Here is an 18,156-nt window from a genome sequence, read left to right as displayed (position 1 = left end):
TTCTACCCTGTTACCGTGTCTCGACCTTCTCGGGCGTAATGATTTCGACCTTCGGCGGCGCTATGAAGCATTTCACCGCAATGCGGCCGAACGTCTTCATGTGCTCCATGGCGCGATGCGGCACCAGCGCCTCGGCGCTCTCCCACTGCTCGACGAACACCATCTTGGTCGGATCGGTGACGCTTTCATGCATATCATAGGCGATATTGCCGGGCTCTTTCCGCGTCTCCTTGATGCAGGCGGTGGCGCCTGCAATGAATTCGGCGCGCGTCTCGGGCTTGATGGTCAAGGTGGCAACGACGTAGATCACGAGAAATCCTCCCGGCTTTTCTTCTGGGTTCAAGATACCGGGCGGGACATTAGACCAGGCGGGATCGAACGCAACACCGTAAAACCGTCCCCGGACAGGCTCCGGGGACCGGGGCGCTATTTCAGTACATGAAATATCGCTGCGCCATCGGCAGCACTTCGGCGGGCGCGCAGGTCAGGAGCTCGCCGTCGGCGCGAACCTCATAGGTCTCCGGATCGACCTCGATATCGGGGGTTGCGTCGTTGTGGATCATGCTCTTCTTGGAGATCCTGCCGCGGGTGTTCTGGACGGCATAGAGCTTCTTCTCGATACCGAGCTTGCGCGCCAGCCCACCGGTAATCGCGGCCTTGGAGGTGAACACCACGGAAGACGCCGTGCGCGCCTTGCCGAAGGCGCCGAACATCGGCTGGTAGTGCACCGGCTGCGGCGTCGGGATCGAGGCGTTGGGATCGCCCATCGGCGCGGCGACGATCGTGCCGCCCTTGACGATGCAGTCCGGCTTGACGCCGAAGAAGGCCGGCGACCACAGCACGAGATCGGCGAGCTTGCCCTTCTCCACCGAACCGATCAGCTTCGACACGCCATGCGCGATCGCGGGGTTGATCGTGTATTTGGCGATGTAGCGCTTGACGCGGAAATTGTCGTTGTCCTTGCCCTTGTCCTGCGGCAGCGATCCGCGCTGCTTCTTCATCTTGTCGGCGGTTTGCCATGTCCGGATGATGACCTCGCCGAGGCGACCCATGGCCTGGGAGTCCGAGGACATCATCGAGAGCGCGCCGAGATCGTGCAGGATGTCCTCGGCCGCGATGGTCTCCTTGCGGATACGGCTTTCGGCGAACGCAAGATCTTCCGCGATCGAGGGATCGAGGTGGTGGCACACCATCAGCATGTCGAGATGCTCGTCGATGGTGTTGCGGGTGAAGGGGCGCGTCGGGTTGGTCGATGACGGCAGCACGTTCTTCAGCCCCGCGACCTTGATGATGTCGGGGGCGTGACCGCCGCCGGCGCCCTCGGTGTGGAAGGCGTGGATGGTGCGGCCCTTGAACGCCTTGATCGTATCCTCGACGAAGCCGGATTCGTTCAGCGTGTCGGTGTGGATCATGACCTGGATGTCGTAATCGTCGGCCACCGAGAGGCAGTTGTCGATCGCGGCCGGCGTGGTGCCCCAATCCTCGTGCAGCTTCAGCGCGCAGGCGCCGCCCTTGATCATCTCGACCAGCGGCGCGGGGCGCGAGGCGTTGCCCTTGCCGGAAATGCCGAGATTGACCGGGAAGGCGTCGAACGACTGGATCATCCGCCCCATGTGCCACGGGCCCGGCGTGCAGGTCGTCGCAAAGGTGCCGTGCGAGGGACCGGTGCCGCCGCCCAGCATCGAGGTGACGCCGCTCATCAGCGCGTGCTCGATCTGCTGCGGGCAGATGAAATGGATGTGGCTGTCGAAGCCGCCGGCGGTGAGGATCTTACCCTCGCCCGCGATCACGTCGGTGCCGGGGCCGATGATGATGGTGACGCCCGGCTGGATGTCGGGGTTGCCGGCCTTGCCGATCGCGGAGATCATGCCGTCCTTGATCGCGACGTCGGCCTTCACGATGCCCCAGTGGTCCACGATCAGCGCATTGGTGATGACGGTGTCGGCCGCGCCCTGCTTGTTGGTGACCTGCGACTGCCCCATGCCGTCGCGGATCACCTTGCCGCCGCCGAACTTCACCTCCTCGCCATAGACGGTGAAATCCTTCTCGACCTCGATGATGAGATCGGTGTCGGCCAGCCGCACCTTGTCGCCGGTGGTCGGGCCGAACATGTCGGCATAGACGGAACGTTTGATCTTTACGGACATCACAGGCCCCGCTTGCGTTTGAATGTCTTGATGGTGCTCACAGCGAAGCTCTCGCCGTACGCACTGCGTCGTCGAATTTCTGATCGAGCCACGGATTGCCGCCGCGACAGCCGGCGACCACCTGCTCGGCCCAGCCGGTATAGTCGGCGAGGTCGTCGCGCTCCTCGGTCGTCGGGGCGGCATGAATGCGCGCACCGACATTGCTGATCTTGTCGGCGATCTTGATCAGTTTTGCGCCCGCAGATTTCTTCGGCGCATCGACCACCTGCCGCCGGCGCCGCTCGGCTTTCGGCAGCTTCATGTCATCGGTGCACTCGACGACGAGAGATGCGATACGTTCGGAGAATTTCTGCGCGAGCTCTTCACGCGTGGTCTCGGTGTCCTCGATCGTATCATGCAGCCAGCCGGCCGCGACCAGCTCCGCATCGGCGCCATCGGTCGCCCTCGCGAGCAGGTTCGCGACCTCGGCAAGGTGATTGACGTAAGGCTCGTTCCCCCGCCCCTTGCGCGCCATGCCGTTGTGCCGGCGCGCGGCCAGCTCAGCGGCTTCGGAGATGAGGCAGACGGCGGAGAGCATGCGTCACAGCTTCCCCATCACGTCGCCGCGGAAGCCGTAGATGGTCTTCTTGCCGGCGAGTGCGACGAGCTGGACGTCGCGGGTCTGGCCGGGCTCGAAGCGGACGGCGGTGCCGGCGGCGATGTCGAGGCGCATGCCGCGGGCCTTCTTGCGCTCGAACTTCAGCGCGGGGTTGGTCTCGAAGAAATGGTAGTGCGAGCCGACCTGGATCGGGCGGTCGCCGGTGTTGGCGACCGTCAGCGTCACGGTCTTGCGGCCGGCATTGAGCTCGATCTCGCCGTCCTGAATGAAGAGTTCACCGGGGATCATCTCTGTCTTCCTCCGTCATTCCGGTTCTCGCGGAGTGAGAACCCGGAATCTCGATCAACAATCTCTGGATTCCGGGTTCGCCCTGCGCGCGCCCCGGAATGACGAATTCAAATCACCTGATCGGCTCGTGCACGGTGACGAGCTTGGTGCCGTCCGGAAACGTCGCCTCGACCTGGATGTCGTGGATCATTTCGGGGATGCCCGGCATCACCTGGTCGCGGGTCAGCACCTGCGCGCCGGATTGCATCAGCTCGGCCACGGTACGGCCGTCGCGCGCACCTTCGAGGATGAAATCGGAGATGATCGCGATCGCCTCGGGATGGTTGAGCTTGACGCCGCGGTCCAGCCTGCGGCGCGCCACGATGGCGGCCATCGAGATCAGAAGCTTGTCCTTTTCGCGGGGAGACAGGTTCATGCGAAATCTCTTCCGTTCAACACGTCAATTCAACCACAGCCGCGGCAACGCCGCACCGGTGCGCGCCAGCACGGCCATCATGTCGGCGCGCAAGCGCGCCGCATCTTGGGCACAGAACCGCGCCATTGCAAAGCCATTCCAGGCCGATATCCCGACCTCGCCGGCGAAGGATTCCGAGGCCTCCCGAATGCGCTCGATGAGCGCCTCATCGCCGGGCACGATCAAGGCCGTGCCGATTGCCGCGCCCCCCTTGGCCACCGCGGACCTCGCGAGTTTCGCGCCGATATCACCGCCCAGCCTGACGGTCTCGGCAAAGACGAGCCGACCGCCGCGAGAGAGCCGCCATCGGTCGACGAACTCGCCCTGCTCCATCCGCTCACCCATCGCAGTGCGTCCGAACACCACGATCTCGCAAAGCAGGAGCGAGGCCGCCTCATCGAACGCGATGTCGAAGCGACGATGGACACGGGCACGATCAAACAGGATGGTCTCCTGCGGCAGCCAGGACAGATGCGCGCCTGCGCCGACCTTCAGGGCGATATTGAGCTCCGCCGCCGGGCCCGGCGCGCGATAGACCTTTTCGGCAGCCGCCGTGGTCAGCGTCAGCCGCGCGGCATCGGCCGCCGATATCTCGACATCGAAGCGATCACCGCCGGCAACGCCACCGGCCGTGTTGACGAACACGCCGGAGAGACCTTCATCCTCGGGCGAGGGAAAGCGCACGCGCAGCGAGCCGGATTCATGCAACACTCCGCGCCGTGTTACGCCGTCCCGCGCATGCACGTCGAACCTGACCGCGCCGCGGGCGCGATTGGCCTCGAATATGCTGGACGTGACTGATAGTTCGCTGCGCATCCGCCTCCCCAGCCGGTCGCGGCACAAATGGCTTACAGAGCCATCTGACGGCTGATCTCGCTCGCGTCGAGATTGGTCCGGTCGCAGGTGAACTTCACCGCGCCGCGATCCATCACGGCGAAACTGTCGCCGAGTTCGCAGGCAAAGTCGAGATATTGTTCGACCAGCACGATGGCGATGTTGCCGAGGTTGCGCAAGTAGGAGATGGCGCGGCCGATGTCCTTGATGATCGAGGGCTGGATGCCCTCGGTCGGCTCGTCGAGCAGCAGCAGCTTCGGCCGCATCACCAGCGCACGCCCGATCGCGAGCTGCTGCTGCTGGCCGCCGGAGAGATCGCCGCCGCGGCGGCCGAGCATGGATTGCAGCACCGGAAACAGCGAGAACACGTCGTCCGGGATGTGCCTGTCCTCGCGCTTGAGCGGACCGAAGCCGGTCTTGAGATTCTCCTCGACCGTGAGCAGCGGAAAGATCTCGCGGCCCTGCGGCACGAAGCCGATGCCCTTGCGCGCCCGCTCGTAGGGCTTGAGGCCCGTGATGTCGCTGCCGTCGAACACGATCGCGCCGGAGGAGATGGGATATTGCCCAACCATGGCCCGCAGCAGCGAGGTCTTGCCGACGCCGTTGCGCCCGAGCACGCAAGTCACCTTGCCGGGCTCGGCCGCAATCGAGACGCCGCGCAGCGCCTGCGCCGCGCCGTAGAACAGGTTGATGTCTTTGACTTCGAGCATCGGTCAGCGTCCCAGATAGACTTCGATGACCCGCTCGTTGGACGAGACCTGGTCGATGGTACCTTCCGCGAGCACCGAGCCTTCGTGCAGGCAGGTGACCTTGACCCCGAGTTCGCGCACGAACGTCATGTCGTGCTCGACCACCATGACGGTGTGGGTCTTGTTGATCTCCTTCAGCAGCTCGGCGGTGAGATGCGTCTCGACGTCGGTCATGCCGGCGACGGGCTCGTCGACCAGCAAGAGCTTCGGATCCTGCGCCAGCAGCATGCCGATCTCGAGCCATTGCTTCTGGCCGTGGCTGAGGCTGCCGGCCAGCCGGTTGCGCGCCTCGGTGAGGCGGATCGTCTCCAGCACCTTGTCGATGCGCTCGGACTCGGCCTTGCTGCCACGCCAGAACAGCGTGCCCTTGACGCTGTGATCGACATTGAGCGCCAGCAGCAGATTGTCCTGCACGGTCTGGCTCTCGAACACGGTGGGCTTCTGGAATTTCCGGCCGATGCCGAGCTCGGCAATCCGGGTCTCATCCAGTCGCGTCAGGTCGGTGACGCCGTCGAACAGCACGGTGCCCTCGTCCGGCTTGGTCTTGCCTGTGATGATGTCCATCATCGTGGTCTTGCCGGCGCCGTTCGGGCCGATGATGGCGCGCATCTCGCCGGGCTCGAGCGTCAGCGACAGATTGTTGATGGCGTGGAAGCCGTCGAAGGAGACGTGCACGCCGTCGAGATAGAGCATTGCGGAGGTCGCGCGGGTGTCCATGACGTTCATTGCGCCTACTCCGCCATCTTGGGTTCGGTGACGCCGTCCTCGGCCGCGGCGCTCGCCGTTGTCGCGGCGGGGCGTTTCTCTTTCGACGCGTCCCACCAGGCGTTGAAGGTGCCGACGATGCCCTTGGGCAGCAGCAGCGTCACCAGGATGAACAGCGCGCCGAGCATGAACAGCCAGTACGGCGCCAGCATGCCAGAGGTGAAGAACGTCTTGGCATAGTTGACGACGACGGCGCCGAGCGCCGCGCCGACCAGCGTGCCGCGGCCGCCGACCGCGACCCAGATCACCGCCTCGATCGAATTGCCCGGCGCGAATTCGCTCGGATTGATGATGCCGACCTGCGGCACGTAGAGCGCGCCGGCAACGCCGGCCATGCAGGCCGACACCGTGAACACGAACAGCTTGTAGGATTCGACCCGGTAGCCGAGGAAGCGGGTGCGCGATTCCGCATCACGCACCGCGATCAGCACCTTGCCGAGCTTGGACGAGACGATGGCGCGGCAGACCAGGAAGCCCAGGATCAGCGCCAGGCAGCTCAGCGCGAACAGCGCGGCGCGAGTCCCTTCCGCCTGCACGTTGAAGCCCAAAATGTCCTTGAAGTCGGTCAGGCCGTTGTTGCCGCCGAAGCCGAAATCGTTGCGGAAGAAGGCGAGCAGCAGCGCATAGGTCATCGCCTGCGTGATGATCGACAGATACACGCCGGTGACGCGAGAGCGAAAGGCGAGCCAGCCGAAGCAGAAGGCGAGCAGGCCCGGCACGACCAGCACCATCAGCGCGGCGAACCAGAACATGTCGAAGCCGTACCAGTACCAGGGCAGCTTCGAATAGTTCAGGAACACCATGAAGTCTGGCAGGATAGGGTTGCCGTAGACGCCGCGGGTGCCGATCTGCCGCATCAGGTACATGCCCATCGCGTAGCCGCCGAGCGCGAAGAAAGCCCCGTGGCCGAGCGAGAGGATGCCGCAATAGCCCCAGATCAGGTCGATCGCGAGCGCCAGGACGGCGTAGCAGACATATTTGCCCCAGAGCGCGACCAGATAGGTCGGCACTTGCAGGAACGAGCCCGCGGGCAGCAGCAGGTTGGACAACGGGATTAGCACGCCCAGCGCGGCGACAACCAGCAGGAAGATCGTCGCGCTGCGGTCCAGCGATCGCGTCAGCATGTGAGGGGTCATGCTTCCACCGCACGGCCCTTGAGCGCGAACAGGCCGCGCGGCCGCTTTTGAATGAAAAGGATGATGAGAACCAGGATGGCGATCTTGCCGAGCACGGCGCCGGCGACCGGCTCCAGGAACTTGTTGGCGATGCCGAGCGTGAAGGCGCCGACCAGCGTGCCCCAGAGATTGCCGACCCCGCCGAACACCACGACCATGAAGCTGTCGATGATGTAGCTCTGGCCGAGATTGGGGCTGACATTGTCGATCTGCGACAGCGCCACGCCGGCGATGCCGGCAATGCCCGAACCGAGGCCGAAGGTGAGCGCGTCGACGCGCGAGGTGGCGATGCCCATCGAGGCCGCCATGCGCCGGTTCTGCGTCACCGCGCGCATCTCCAGGCCCAGCGCGGTGTAGCGCAGCATCGCGAGCAGGATCGCGAACACGGCGAGCGTGAAGCAGAGGATCCAGAGCCGGTTATAGGTAATGGTGATCTGGCCGAGCTCGAAGGCGCCGCTCATCCAGGAGGGGTTGCCGACCTCGCGGTTGGTCGGGCCGAACATGGTGCGGACCGCCTGCTGGAGCACCAGCGACAGGCCCCAGGTCGCCAGCAGCGTCTCCAGCGGACGGCCGTAGAGGAAGCGAATGATGCTGCGCTCGATCAACACGCCGATCGCGCCGGCGACGAGAAAGGCCAGCGGCACGGCGATCAGCAAGGAATAGTCGAACAGGCCGGGATAGCGGGTGCGGATCACCTCCTGCACCACGAAGGTGGTGTAGGCCCCTAACATCACCATTTCGCCGTGGGCCATGTTGATGACGCCCATCACGCCGAAGGTGATGGCGAGCCCGATCGCCGCGAGCAGCAGCACTGAGCCGAGCGAGAGGCCGTACCAGGCATTCTGCACCGTGGACCAGACCGCGAGCGAACTCTGGATCGAGCCGATCGCACTCGCGGCGGCCTTGGTCACCGAGGCCGGCTGGTCGCCCATGCCGGTGAGCAGCGCCATCGCCTCCTGGTCGCCGCGCGCCCTGAGGGTGGCGACGGCCTCGAGCTTCTCGACCTCGGTGGCGTCCGGCTTGAACAGCAGGATCGCCGCGCGGGCTTCGCCGAGCGTAGCCTTGACTGATTTGTTGGTTTCCTTGGCGAGCGCGGCATCGACGGCGTCGAGCGCGGTCTCCTCATGCGACTTGAAGACGGATTGCGCGGCCTGGAGGCGCGTTCCGACGTCCGGCGACTGAAGCGTCAGGCTGCCGACCGCGGCATCGACGCTGCGGCGAAGACGGTTGTTGAGGCGGACCGCGCTCGCACTGTCGGGAACGCTGGCCACCGCCTGGCCGGTCGCGGCATCGATCGACTTGCCGTCGGTGCCGGTGACGTAAACCTTCTTGCTGTCCGGATCGGCCATGAGGCGGCCGTCCTGGAGCGCGCTGATGATGGGGAAGGCCAGCGGATTGCCGCTGCTCGCGACCACGCCGATCGCCTCTTCCGTGTCGGAATAATCATCGTTGGCGAATTTGGCGACCGCATCCTCGAACGGACCGGCGAAGGCCGGCAGTGCGAACGCGATCAGGAACAACGAGAGCAGGAGCGAACAGAGGCGGGCGGACAAATTAGCTGGCACTGTGAATGACCCCGGCAGAAATGAGTGGAGAAGGCGGCGGGATCGCCGCCCTCTCCGGTCGCGTGCAAGATACGGTCAGGCCCGGATCAGGAGCCCGAACCCAGGCACTTGTTGGTCTTGGTGTTGAAGTTGCCGCACTTCTTGCCGACCCAATCGCCGATCAGGTCCTTGGAGCCGTCGAGCTCCTTCGACCAGGCATCGCCCGCGACAAGACCCGGGGTCTTCCAGACCACGTCGAACTGGCCGTTGCCCTTGATCTCGCCGATGAACACCGGCTTGGTGATGTGGTGGTTCGGCAGCATCTTCGACACGCCACCGGTCAGGTTCGGCGCCTCGATGCCGGGAAGCGCGTCGATCACCTTGTCCGGATCGGTCGACTTGACCTTCTCGACCGCCTTCACCCACATGTTGAAGCCGATCACGTGCGCTTCCATCGGGTCGTTGGTCACACGCTTCGGGTTCTTGGTGTAGGCCTGCCAGTCCTTGATGAACTTCTCGTTCGATCCGTCCTTGGTCTTGATCGACTCGAAGTAGTTCCAGGCGGCGAGATGGCCGACCAGCGGCTTGGTGTCGATGCCGGCGAGCTCTTCCTCACCCACCGAGAACGCGACCACCGGGATGTCCTTCGCCTTGATACCCTGGTTGCCGAGCTCCTTGTAGAAGGGAACGTTGGCGTCGCCGTTGATGGTCGAGACCACCGCGGTCTTCTTGCCGGCCGAGCCGAACTTCTTGATGTCGGCCACGATCGTCTGCCAGTCGGAGTGACCGAACGGCGTGTAGTTGATCATGATGTCTTCCTGGGCGACACCCTTCGACTTCAGATAGGCTTCCAGGATCTTGTTGGTGGTGCGCGGATAGACGTAGTCGGTGCCCGCGAGCACCCAGCGCTTCACCTTCTCGTCCTTCATCAAATAGTCGACGGCGGGGATCGCCTGCTGGTTCGGCGCAGCACCCGTGTAGAACACGTTGCGCTCGCTCTCCTCGCCCTCGTACTGCACGGGGTAGAACAGGATGTTGTTCAGCTCCTTGAAGACCGGGAGCACCGACTTGCGCGACACCGAGGTCCAGCAGCCGAACACGACCGAGACCTTGTCCTTGGTGATCAGCTCGCGCGCCTTCTCGGCGAACAGCGGCCAGTTCGAAGCAGGGTCGACGACGACGGCTTCGAGCTTCTTGCCGAGCACGCCGCCCTTCTTGTTCTGCTCGTCGATCAGGAAGAGGATGGTGTCCTTCAGCGTGGTTTCGCTGATGGCCATGGTGCCGGAGAGAGAGTGAAGCACACCGACCTTGATGGTGTCGTCCGCGGCCTTCGCGCCGGAAATGGAGGCCAGACCGAGCATCAGTCCGGCGGTCGCGGCGAGCACGCCGCGGCGGCTAAATGACGCCGCTATATCGTGAGTGGATTTGGTGCGCATTTGTGTATCATCTCCCTGACGCAGACGTGAAAAACGCTGCGAAACGGCCCCACGGCCGCCTGCGATTAACGGAATCGCAAGAACCATGCCATGGGCTAGACACGCACCAAGGCATTGATTTTGCTTTATAATCTAGCAAAAATCGAAGTTTCGCCGAGAGCTAATTGCTCAAGATTTGTGCAAAGAAATTGTATTCTAATGCGGCAGACAGTTCGTTTATTGAGCAAAATGACGCCTCTGTCTAAATTTCCGGCATAACTATTTCTGCACTGCAATCGCCGTTTAGGGCCAGCCTGCCTTGAAAGCGCCCGCTCAATGTTCCATATGACGGTCGAGACCTCTTGCGAATCAAGGGGTCGTTGCGAGCCGCGTGTTCTTAAGCCCTCTACGGGCCTCTGGCTTGCCCCATATCTCCCAAGCCATCCGACACCCCAAACACGCAGGTGTCTTCTCGACACCCGTTTGCGCGCGCCGCGCTGAATGCGCCGGGCGCCCGCTTTTGACATGGAAAGAACCCATCTTTTGACTTCGTTTCAGGACTTCGGCCTCGCCGAACCGATCGCTCGCGCTCTCTCCGAAGAGAATTACGTCACCCCCACCCCCATCCAGGCCCAGACCATCCCCACGGCGTTGACCGGCCGCGACGTCGTCGGCATCGCCCAGACGGGCACCGGCAAGACCGCGTCCTTCGCGCTGCCGATCCTGCATCGCCTGCTCGAGCACCGCATCAAGCCGCAGCCGAAGACGGCCCGCGTCCTGGTTCTGTCGCCCACCCGCGAGCTGTCCGGCCAGATCCTCGACAGCTTCAACGCCTATGGCCGCCACATCCGCCTGTCCTCGACGCTCGCCATCGGCGGCGTGCCGATGGGCCGCCAGGTCCGCTCGCTGATGCAGGGTGTCGAAGTGCTGGTCGCCACCCCCGGCCGCCTGCTCGACCTCGTGCAGAGCAACGGGCTGAAGCTTGGCAGCGTCGAATTCCTCGTGCTCGACGAGGCCGACCGCATGCTCGACATGGGCTTCATCAACGACATCCGGAAGATCGTCGCCAAGCTGCCGATCAAGCGGCAGACGCTGTTCTTCTCGGCCACCATGCCCAAGGACATCGCCGAGCTCGCCGACTCCATGCTGCGTGATCCGGCCCGTGTCGCGGTGACCCCGGTCTCCTCGACCGCCGAGCGCATCAACCAGCGTATCCTCCAGGTCGACTTCTCGGCCAAGCCCGCCTTCCTGACCAAGCTCCTGAAGGACGAGCCGATCAACCGCGCGCTGGTCTTCACCCGCACCAAGCACGGCGCCGACAAGGTCGTGAAGACGCTCGAGAAGGCCGGCATCGCCGCCAGCGCCATCCACGGCAACAAGTCGCAGAACCATCGCGAGCGCACGCTCGCCCAGTTCCGCTCCGGCGACATCCGCACGCTGGTCGCCACCGACATCGCCGCCCGTGGCATCGATGTCGACGGCATCACCCACGTCATCAATTTCGACCTGCCCAACGTGCCCGAGACTTACGTCCACCGCATCGGCCGCACCGCGCGCGCCGGCGCCGAAGGCACCGCGATCTCGCTGGTCGCAGGCGGCGAGGAGCTCAGCTATCTCCGCGACATCGAGCGGCTGATCAAGGTGGCGCTGCCGCGCGAAGACCTCCGCACCGATGCCGGCCGCCGCGATGCGGGTCCGCCCCCGTCGCAGCAACGACAGGGCCGGCCGGGCCGCCCGGGCCAGCGTCCGCAAGGCGCAAGGCATGGTGAGCGCCACGGTGACGGACGGCGTACCGACGAAAGGCACGGCGACGGACGCCACCACAGCGCCGGCAAGCAGGGTGATGGACGGCCCGGTGAAGGCCGGCATGGCGACGCGCGCCACGTCGACGGAAGGCCCGGCAGCGGCCCGAAGGCCTCAAAGGGGTCTCGTCGCCGCCGCTCCGGCGGCAAGATGCACTCTTCGCAAACCGACCGCCCTGAACAGCGTTCCGCGCATAGCGCTGGGACGCCTGATGGGATACAAGGCGTTGCCTTTTTGCGCCGGGACAGTCGGCCGATGGGCCAACCAACTCGCAAACCCTATTCGCACTAGCCGTCCACGACCTGGAGACATTCATGGCTAAGGAAGAGCTGATCCAGTTCGAAGGACTGGTCACCGAAATCCTCCCCGACGCCCGCTACCGCGTGCAGCTCGACGCCGGGCACGAGATCGTTGCCTACACCGCCGGCAAGATGAAGAAGAACCGCATCAAGACGCTCGCGGGCGATCGCGTGACGGTGGAGATGTCGCCCTACGATCTCGAGAAGGGCCGGCTGATTTTCCGCCACAAGGACGAACGTCCCGCAACATCCGGCGGACCGCCGCGGGGTGGCGCGCAGCGCGGTGGCCAGTTCCGCCGCCGCTAGGCGGCGAACGACGATTCCGCGCGCAAGCGCGGAATCGAAATGCTGACCTGTATGCTGATCTGCCGCGCACATCGCGGCGGATCAAAAAATCGTGCGCGTCAGGATTGTTTTGAAGCCCCATTTCCAATAAAATGAATTAATCGATTTTCGGCCGGACGACATTGGCATCCACCGGTACAGCCGGTTCAGACACGCTGACGACCCTTCCAGAAATTCGATCTAACCTGCCCGCGCGAGCGGGCTCTTACATTGTGTTATCTGAGAAGGAACTACCCCCGTGAGCATGGGAACCGTGAAGTGGTTTAACGCGACCAAGGGCTTTGGCTTCATCCAGCCCGACGACGGCGGCAAGGACGTGTTCGTGCACATCAGCGCTGTCGAGCGCGCCGGCCTCGGCACGCTGCGCGAAGGCCAGAAGATCTCCTACGAGATCGTTGCCGATCGCCGGTCCGGCAAGTCGGCCGCCGACAATCTTCGCTCCGCCGGCTGAGCCGACGGAGCTTCGGCTCGCGCGAACGAGCCAACGCAACAGAAAAGGCCGTGCGCGACGCACGGCCTTTTTTCATGTTCGAAGAACCGGGCGGTCTTGCTAGTTGGTCTTGGCGCCCGCGCCGGCGTTGCCGCTGGCATTGCTGCTCAGCGAACCGGCCTGACTCATCGTGGTGTTGAAGAAGTTGTCGCTATCGCCCAGCGTCACGCGACGCTGGCAAATCGGCATGCAGCTATAGGACTCACGCTCGACCCCGCGGTAGACGGTGACGAGCCGGTCGCTCGGACCTTCGACCTGGATCTGGCGGTCGACCAGGATCTCGCCGCCCCTGTCGAGCGCGATGAAGTTGGTGGCGCCGTAGCCCTTCCCGGTCACGACGATCATGCCACCGGGCTGCAGCGTGACGTCGGCGATCAGGGGATTGCCGACCACGATGGTCGCAACCTTGCCGGGCAGCCGGACCAGCTTGGCCTGGTCGACATTGACGGCGATGGTATCGGCGGTGGATTCGGCAAGACCGGCAGCCGGCGATGCCAGCACCGCGGCCGCAACCAGAAGACACACGCGCGCATGACGGCGCAGCAGTTCTTTACGCATACTCTTACCCCCGGGACGTCACAAACCGGCAGAAGCGATTCAATACAGCGGAGCCGGCGCCCGACCGCGCTAACTTGCCCTCAATTCGTGAACGTTCCGCAAATTCGCCGACTATTGTTTGAGCGGACTGGCGTTTTAAGGTCCTCGCGGTCGTGCTAGCGGCGGAACGGATAAGCGAGCTGGCCCGCGATCTCCCTGGGCATGGTCGCTTCGTCCTTGCCGTAATCCTGCGGCAGTTGCCCCTCCGGCATGCGGAAGGTGCCGAACAGCACGTCCCAGAGCGGGAAGGTCCCGGCGAAATTGGTGTCGCCGCCCTCCTCGAGCGAGGTGTGGTGCCAGCGGTGGAATACCGGCGTCGCCAGCACGTATTTGAACGGTCCGAAGGTCCAGTTCAGATTGGCGTGCACGAAGGCCGAGTGGAAGGTCGTGAACGGGGCAAGCCAGATCATGACATTCGGGGAAATGCCGGCCATCAGCAGCACGACGTCGACCCCGATCGAGCCGAGCACGAGATTGACGGGATGGAAGCGGGCCGCCGAAATCCAGCTGATCTCCTCCGAGGAGTGATGGATCGCGTGATACTTCCAGAACTCGCCGCCGTGGAACAACCGGTGCAGCCAGTACAGCATGAAATCCGACAGGACCAGGAAGAGGACAGCCTGGGCCCAGAGCGGCAATAGCGCCAGCGGGCCGTGGCCATTGTCGTAGAAGGCGATGAGACCGTCGGCATCGTGGATGTTGAAGAGGAGACTCGCGCCGACGATCAAGAGCCCGATCCGCATGGTGCGGGCGAACACCGGAACGAAGAACCAATAGCAGATGTCGGTGACGATCTCCCGCTTGCGCCACCAGGGCGTGCCGGGATTGCAGGCCCAGAAATGCTCGAGCACGGTGAAGACCGCCGCGAGCGCGAGGGTGATGGGGACCACCTTCGCGATGGTCTCGCCGAGCATCAGGGCGACTTGCATGGGCAGGCTCGACATCGTCGCCTCTCTTCCGGATTGCTGGTCCTCCTACGCCTACTCCGCGAAATTTAAGGGAGGGTGAAGCCGGCGACGCACTTGCGGTACGTTAGAACCGCAGCGAATTCCAGCGGGCCTTAAGGCGAAATTCACTCTGGGCAAAAGCATCGCGCAGGGATCGGGTTTGCACGATCGAATTAACTCTACCGAAAGAGCTCGGCTTTCATGCTCATAGCGTCAAAGACAGCGCCGAACGAGGCGATCCAACCCCAGATGGAGTTTGTTCATGAAGAACCTGATTGCGCGTTTCGCCAAGGATGAATCCGGCGCCACCGCCATCGAATACGGCCTGATCGCCGCCGGCATCGCGCTGGCCATCATCACCGTCGTCAACAACCTCGGCAGCACGCTGAACACCAAGTTCACCTCGATCAGCACCTCGCTGAAGTAAGCGACCGACAGGCGACGGCAAAAGCCCCGGACATCCGGGGCCTTTGTTTTTCTGAGTACGGCGAGTTCCAGTGGCGTTACGCAAGTACAGAACCGATGCCGCGGTTGCGGCGAGCGAGGCGGAGGCGGCGCAGACCGGCTCGCCGGCCTACTGGGTCTGCCTTGCACTGCTGCTTGCGACGCTCGCACTCGCCGCGCGCATTGCCAGCCTCTGGTGAGCACTCCTCGCGCGATCCGCCCTGTCAAGGCCACAGCCGCCGTTGTCGGTTTGTTTAGCTCTGCCGGGTAGCATCGGGCGACGCCAGATATCGCGACGAACCCAGGCCTCAAGACGCAGCCCATGATCCTCGACCTTGCGCGCCTTCTGCTCTTCCCGGCCCTGATGGCGTTCGCCGCCGCGAGCGATCTCTTCACGATGACGATCTCGAACCGCGTCTCGCTGGCGCTGGTCGCAGGCTTCTTCGCGCTCGCCCTCTCCGGTGGCATGGCACCTTACGAGATGCTGGGCCATGTCGGCGCCGGCGCGCTTGTCCTGGTCGTGGCCTTCACCTGTTTTGCGATGGGCTGGGTCGGCGGCGGCGACGCCAAGGTCGCGGCCTCCGTCGCGCTCTGGTTCGGCTTCGCGCCATTGATGAACTTCCTGCTCTACGCCTCGCTGTTCGGCGGAGCGCTGACGCTGCTCCTGCTCCAGTTCCGGCAATGGCCGCTGCCCTACGGCCTCGCGGGCCAGGCCTGGCTTGCGCGACTGCACGCCAAGGAGAGCGGCATTCCCTATGGCATCGCGCTCGCACTGAGCGCGCTGATGGTCTACCCGGAAACCGAGTGGGTGAAGGCGATCGACCTCGCTCATCTCGCACTGCGTTGAACGCTCCGGGTAAACCAGGCGTTAAGGCGATTTAGATACGCCTCATTAACCATGCTTTGACGAATAGCTGGTCAACTGCCGATTACGGCGGCGGCTGCGTCGCGGCGTTTGTTGGAAAGTGAAGCGTATGAATAGGGCACGCATTGTCGTCCTGACGGTCGCCATCTGCGCCGGCGGTGTCGCCGCGTACCTGGCGAGCGGCTCGGACAATTCTGCGCCGCCTCCGGCGGCTCCGGTCGCGCAGCTTCCAACCGTCGACGTGCTGGTGGCCAAGAACGACATCGGCCTCGGCCAGACCGTGAAACCGGAAGACGTGCAATGGCAGACCTGGCCGGCCGCGACCGCCAGCGCCACCTTCATCCGCCGCAACGAGCGCCCCGAGGGTGTGACCCAGGTGACCGGTTCGATCGCGCGCGCCCCCTTCATCCAGGGTGAGCCGATCCGCGACCAGAAGCTGGTCAAGGCCGAAGGCTCCGGCTTCATGGCGGCAATCCTGCCCACCGGCATGCGCGCGATCTCGACCGAGATCTCGCCGGAGACCGGCGCAGGCGGCTTCATCCTGCCCAACGATCGCGTCGACGTGCTTCTGACGCGCCGCCTCAAGAACCCGGACCCGAGCAACGGCGCCCCCGACATCGTCACGTCCGAGATCATCCTGGCCAACATCCGCGTCCTGGCCATCGACCAGGCGCCGAAGGAGAAGGACGGCCAGAATACGGTGGTCGGCAAGACCGCCACCCTCGAGCTCAACCCCACGCAGACGGCGACGCTTTCCGCCGCGCGCCAGAGCGGCACGCTGTCGCTGGCGCTGCGCAGCATCGTCGACGTCAAGATGAGCGAGATCACGCTCGATGATTCCGCACAGAGGCGCGATGGCGTTTCGATCATTCGCTACGGTATCCCAAGCTCGACGGCGAAGGCACGATGAGGTCAGTCGATATGAAATGCAGGGCAGATTTGGCGACGATGCGAACCTCAATGGTCCGCGCCCTGTCGTTTTCGGCCGCCCTCGCGCTGGTGCTCAACCCGGCACTGACCCCCGTGGTCGCCGCCGACTACCGCCCCGCAGCGCCGGTCGCGGCCGACGGCCAGATGAACGCGCGCTTCCTCTCGCTCGGCGTCGGCAAGTCCATCGTGATCGACCTTCCGCGCGACATCAAGGATGTGCTGGTCGCCGACCCCAAGATCGCCAATGCGGTGGTCCGCTCGTCGCAGCGCGCCTACATCATCGGCGCCGCGGTCGGGCAGACCAACATCGTGTTCTTCGATTCCGCCGGCCAGCAGATCGCGGCCTATGACATCGCGGTCAAGCGCGACCTCAACGGCGTGCGCGCCGCGCTGAAGCAGATCCTGCCCAATTCCGACATCCAGATCGACGGCCTCGGCGAAGGCATCGTGCTGACCGGCACGGCGGCGAATCCGATGGAGGCGCAGCAGGCCAACGATCTCGCCGCGCGCCTCGCCGGCGGCGCCGACAAGGTCGTGAACTCGATCGTGGTCCGCGGCCGCGACCAGGTCATGCTCAAGGTGACAGTCGCCGAAGTCGCGCGCAGCATCGTCAAGCAGCTCGGCATCGACCTCACCGCCAACCTCAACTACGGCACATCGGTGGTGACTTTCAGCAACTCCAACCCGTTCACCGCTCTTGGCAAAAATCTGGTGGACGGCAACAGTCTGACCACGAAGTTCGGCGCGACGCCGTCGGTGCAGGCCACCCTGCGCGCGATGGAGACCGCCGGCGTGATCCGGACGCTGGCCGAGCCGAACCTGACCGCGATCTCCGGCGAGTCGGCGACCTTCATCGCCGGCGGTGAATTCCCGGTACCGGCGGGCTATGCGTGCGACCCCACGACGCATGTCTGTACAACCCAGATCAGCTTCAAGAAGTTCGGCATCTCGCTCAACTTCACGCCCGTGGTGCTGACCGAGGGCAAGATCAGCCTGCGGGTGATGACCGAGGTCTCGGAACTGTCGAACGAGAATGCGATCACGCTGTCGCAGGCCGTGACCTCGACGTCGGTGAACTCGCTCACGGTGCCTTCGATCAAGACCCGCCGGGCGGAGACGTCGCTGGAGATTCCCTCCGGCGGCGCGATGGCGATGGCCGGCCTGATCCAGCAGCAGACCAAGCAGGCGGTCAGCGGGCTGCCGGGCCTGATGCAGCTTCCGATCCTCGGCACGCTGTTCCGCAGCCGCGACTTCGTCAACAACGCGACCGAGCTGGTCGTGATCGTGACGCCCTATATCGTTCGCGCAGTGGCGCAAAAGGACCTGTCGCGGCCGGATGACGGATTCTCCGCGCCTGCCGATCCGCAGGTCGAGCTGCTCGGCAACATCAACCGCATCTACGGCGTGCCTGGCCGGACCGAGCCGGGCCGGAACTACCGCGGCACCTACGGCTTCATCACCGACTAA

At 64.3% G+C, this 18,156-nt stretch carries 21 protein-coding genes; 8 read left to right on the top strand and 13 right to left on the bottom strand.

Translation table 11 applies throughout. The features are described from left to right. Positions 1-10 precede the first annotated feature (10 nt). The 11 genes from ACVWW6_RS14770 to urtA all read right to left on the bottom strand — a co-directional run bounded on the left by ACVWW6_RS14770 (position 11) and on the right by urtA (position 9,990). A complete protein-coding gene (locus ACVWW6_RS14770) occupies positions 11-310 on the bottom strand; it encodes a putative quinol monooxygenase (protein WP_456680930.1) in 300 nt (99 codons plus the stop codon). Positions 311-431: 121 nt separating this feature from the next. Further along, a complete protein-coding gene (gene ureC, locus ACVWW6_RS14765; RefSeq protein ID WP_028173494.1) occupies positions 432-2,147 on the bottom strand; it encodes an urease subunit alpha in 1,716 nt (571 codons plus the stop codon). A 37-nt stretch (positions 2,148-2,184) separates the two neighbouring features. Further along, positions 2,185-2,724: an HD domain-containing protein gene (locus ACVWW6_RS14760; protein ID WP_060909176.1), complete on the bottom strand. Its 540-nt coding sequence runs from the start codon at positions 2,722-2,724 to the stop codon at positions 2,185-2,187. Positions 2,725-2,727: 3 nt separating this feature from the next. Beyond that, complete coding sequence (locus ACVWW6_RS14755; protein WP_011084271.1) at positions 2,728-3,033, bottom strand: urease subunit beta; 306 nt, start codon at positions 3,031-3,033, stop codon at positions 2,728-2,730. Positions 3,034-3,145: 112 nt separating this feature from the next. Then, positions 3,146-3,448, bottom strand: a complete 303-nt coding sequence (locus ACVWW6_RS14750; protein WP_007605424.1) for an urease subunit gamma — start codon at positions 3,446-3,448, stop codon at positions 3,146-3,148. Between the two features lie 24 nt (positions 3,449-3,472). Beyond that, positions 3,473-4,303: an urease accessory protein UreD gene (locus ACVWW6_RS14745; RefSeq protein ID WP_060909178.1), complete on the bottom strand. Its 831-nt coding sequence runs from the start codon at positions 4,301-4,303 to the stop codon at positions 3,473-3,475. Between the two features lie 32 nt (positions 4,304-4,335). Continuing rightward, a complete protein-coding gene (gene urtE, locus ACVWW6_RS14740; RefSeq protein ID WP_011084269.1) occupies positions 4,336-5,031 on the bottom strand; it encodes an urea ABC transporter ATP-binding subunit UrtE in 696 nt (231 codons plus the stop codon). 3 nt (positions 5,032-5,034) lie between these two features. Further along, entirely contained in the window at positions 5,035-5,796 is a 762-nt protein-coding gene (gene urtD, locus ACVWW6_RS14735) for an urea ABC transporter ATP-binding protein UrtD (protein ID WP_011084268.1), read from the bottom strand. 5 nt (positions 5,797-5,801) lie between these two features. Then, a complete protein-coding gene (gene urtC / locus ACVWW6_RS14730; protein WP_028173498.1) occupies positions 5,802-6,971 on the bottom strand; it encodes an urea ABC transporter permease subunit UrtC in 1,170 nt (389 codons plus the stop codon). Continuing rightward, positions 6,968-8,575 (bottom strand): urea ABC transporter permease subunit UrtB, encoded by a 1,608-nt coding sequence (gene urtB / locus ACVWW6_RS14725; protein ID WP_456680929.1) that lies wholly within the window; start codon positions 8,573-8,575, stop codon positions 6,968-6,970. Before urtB ends, urtC begins: the two co-directional genes overlap by 4 nt. An 86-nt stretch (positions 8,576-8,661) precedes the next feature. Further along, the gene (urtA, locus tag ACVWW6_RS14720; protein WP_028173500.1) at positions 8,662-9,990 is read right to left on the bottom strand and encodes an urea ABC transporter substrate-binding protein; all 1,329 of its coding nucleotides are present in this window, start codon (positions 9,988-9,990) and stop codon (positions 8,662-8,664) included. Between the two features lie 480 nt (positions 9,991-10,470). Here urtA and ACVWW6_RS14715 point away from each other — a divergent pair, with 480 nt between their 5' ends. The 3 genes from ACVWW6_RS14715 to ACVWW6_RS14705 all read left to right on the top strand — a co-directional run bounded on the left by ACVWW6_RS14715 (position 10,471) and on the right by ACVWW6_RS14705 (position 12,867). Then, entirely contained in the window at positions 10,471-12,063 is a 1,593-nt protein-coding gene (locus ACVWW6_RS14715; protein WP_161536621.1) for a DEAD/DEAH box helicase, read from the top strand. A 23-nt stretch (positions 12,064-12,086) separates the two neighbouring features. After that, entirely contained in the window at positions 12,087-12,377 is a 291-nt protein-coding gene (gene infA / locus ACVWW6_RS14710; RefSeq protein WP_011084263.1) for a translation initiation factor IF-1, read from the top strand. Positions 12,378-12,654: 277 nt separating this feature from the next. Then, on the top strand, positions 12,655-12,867 hold the full coding sequence (locus ACVWW6_RS14705) for a cold-shock protein (protein ID WP_011084262.1): 213 nt from the start codon (positions 12,655-12,657) through the stop codon (positions 12,865-12,867). 99 nt (positions 12,868-12,966) lie between these two features. Here the strand turns inward: ACVWW6_RS14705 and ACVWW6_RS14700 are convergent, their stop codons facing one another. Together ACVWW6_RS14700 and ACVWW6_RS14695 are read right to left on the bottom strand one after the other, a co-directional pair. Continuing rightward, a complete protein-coding gene (locus ACVWW6_RS14700) occupies positions 12,967-13,464 on the bottom strand; it encodes a pilus assembly protein N-terminal domain-containing protein (protein ID WP_011084261.1) in 498 nt (165 codons plus the stop codon). 155 nt (positions 13,465-13,619) lie between these two features. Next, positions 13,620-14,447: a sterol desaturase family protein gene (locus ACVWW6_RS14695; protein ID WP_011084260.1), complete on the bottom strand. Its 828-nt coding sequence runs from the start codon at positions 14,445-14,447 to the stop codon at positions 13,620-13,622. A 265-nt stretch (positions 14,448-14,712) separates the two neighbouring features. Between ACVWW6_RS14695 and ACVWW6_RS14690 the strand changes: the two genes are divergently transcribed. The 5 genes from ACVWW6_RS14690 (at position 14,713) to ACVWW6_RS14670 (ending at position 18,156) form a co-directional block, all read left to right on the top strand. Next, on the top strand, positions 14,713-14,877 hold the full coding sequence (locus tag ACVWW6_RS14690; RefSeq protein ID WP_011084259.1) for a Flp family type IVb pilin: 165 nt from the start codon (positions 14,713-14,715) through the stop codon (positions 14,875-14,877). 70 nt (positions 14,878-14,947) lie between these two features. Further along, entirely contained in the window at positions 14,948-15,094 is a 147-nt protein-coding gene (locus ACVWW6_RS14685; protein WP_165448137.1) for a hypothetical protein, read from the top strand. 122 nt (positions 15,095-15,216) lie between these two features. Continuing rightward, positions 15,217-15,741 (top strand): A24 family peptidase, encoded by a 525-nt coding sequence (locus ACVWW6_RS14680; RefSeq protein ID WP_060909182.1) that lies wholly within the window; start codon positions 15,217-15,219, stop codon positions 15,739-15,741. Positions 15,742-15,868: 127 nt separating this feature from the next. Further along, entirely contained in the window at positions 15,869-16,669 is an 801-nt protein-coding gene (gene cpaB / locus ACVWW6_RS14675) for a Flp pilus assembly protein CpaB (RefSeq protein ID WP_028173503.1), read from the top strand. Between the two features lie 11 nt (positions 16,670-16,680). Then, on the top strand, positions 16,681-18,156 hold the full coding sequence (locus tag ACVWW6_RS14670; RefSeq protein ID WP_028173504.1) for a type II and III secretion system protein family protein: 1,476 nt from the start codon (positions 16,681-16,683) through the stop codon (positions 18,154-18,156).

The organism is Bradyrhizobium sp. USDA 3311, from assembly GCF_054062495.1.
Note: the sequence above shows the minus strand (reverse complement) of the source record. Positions and strands in the feature narration are given on the sequence as shown.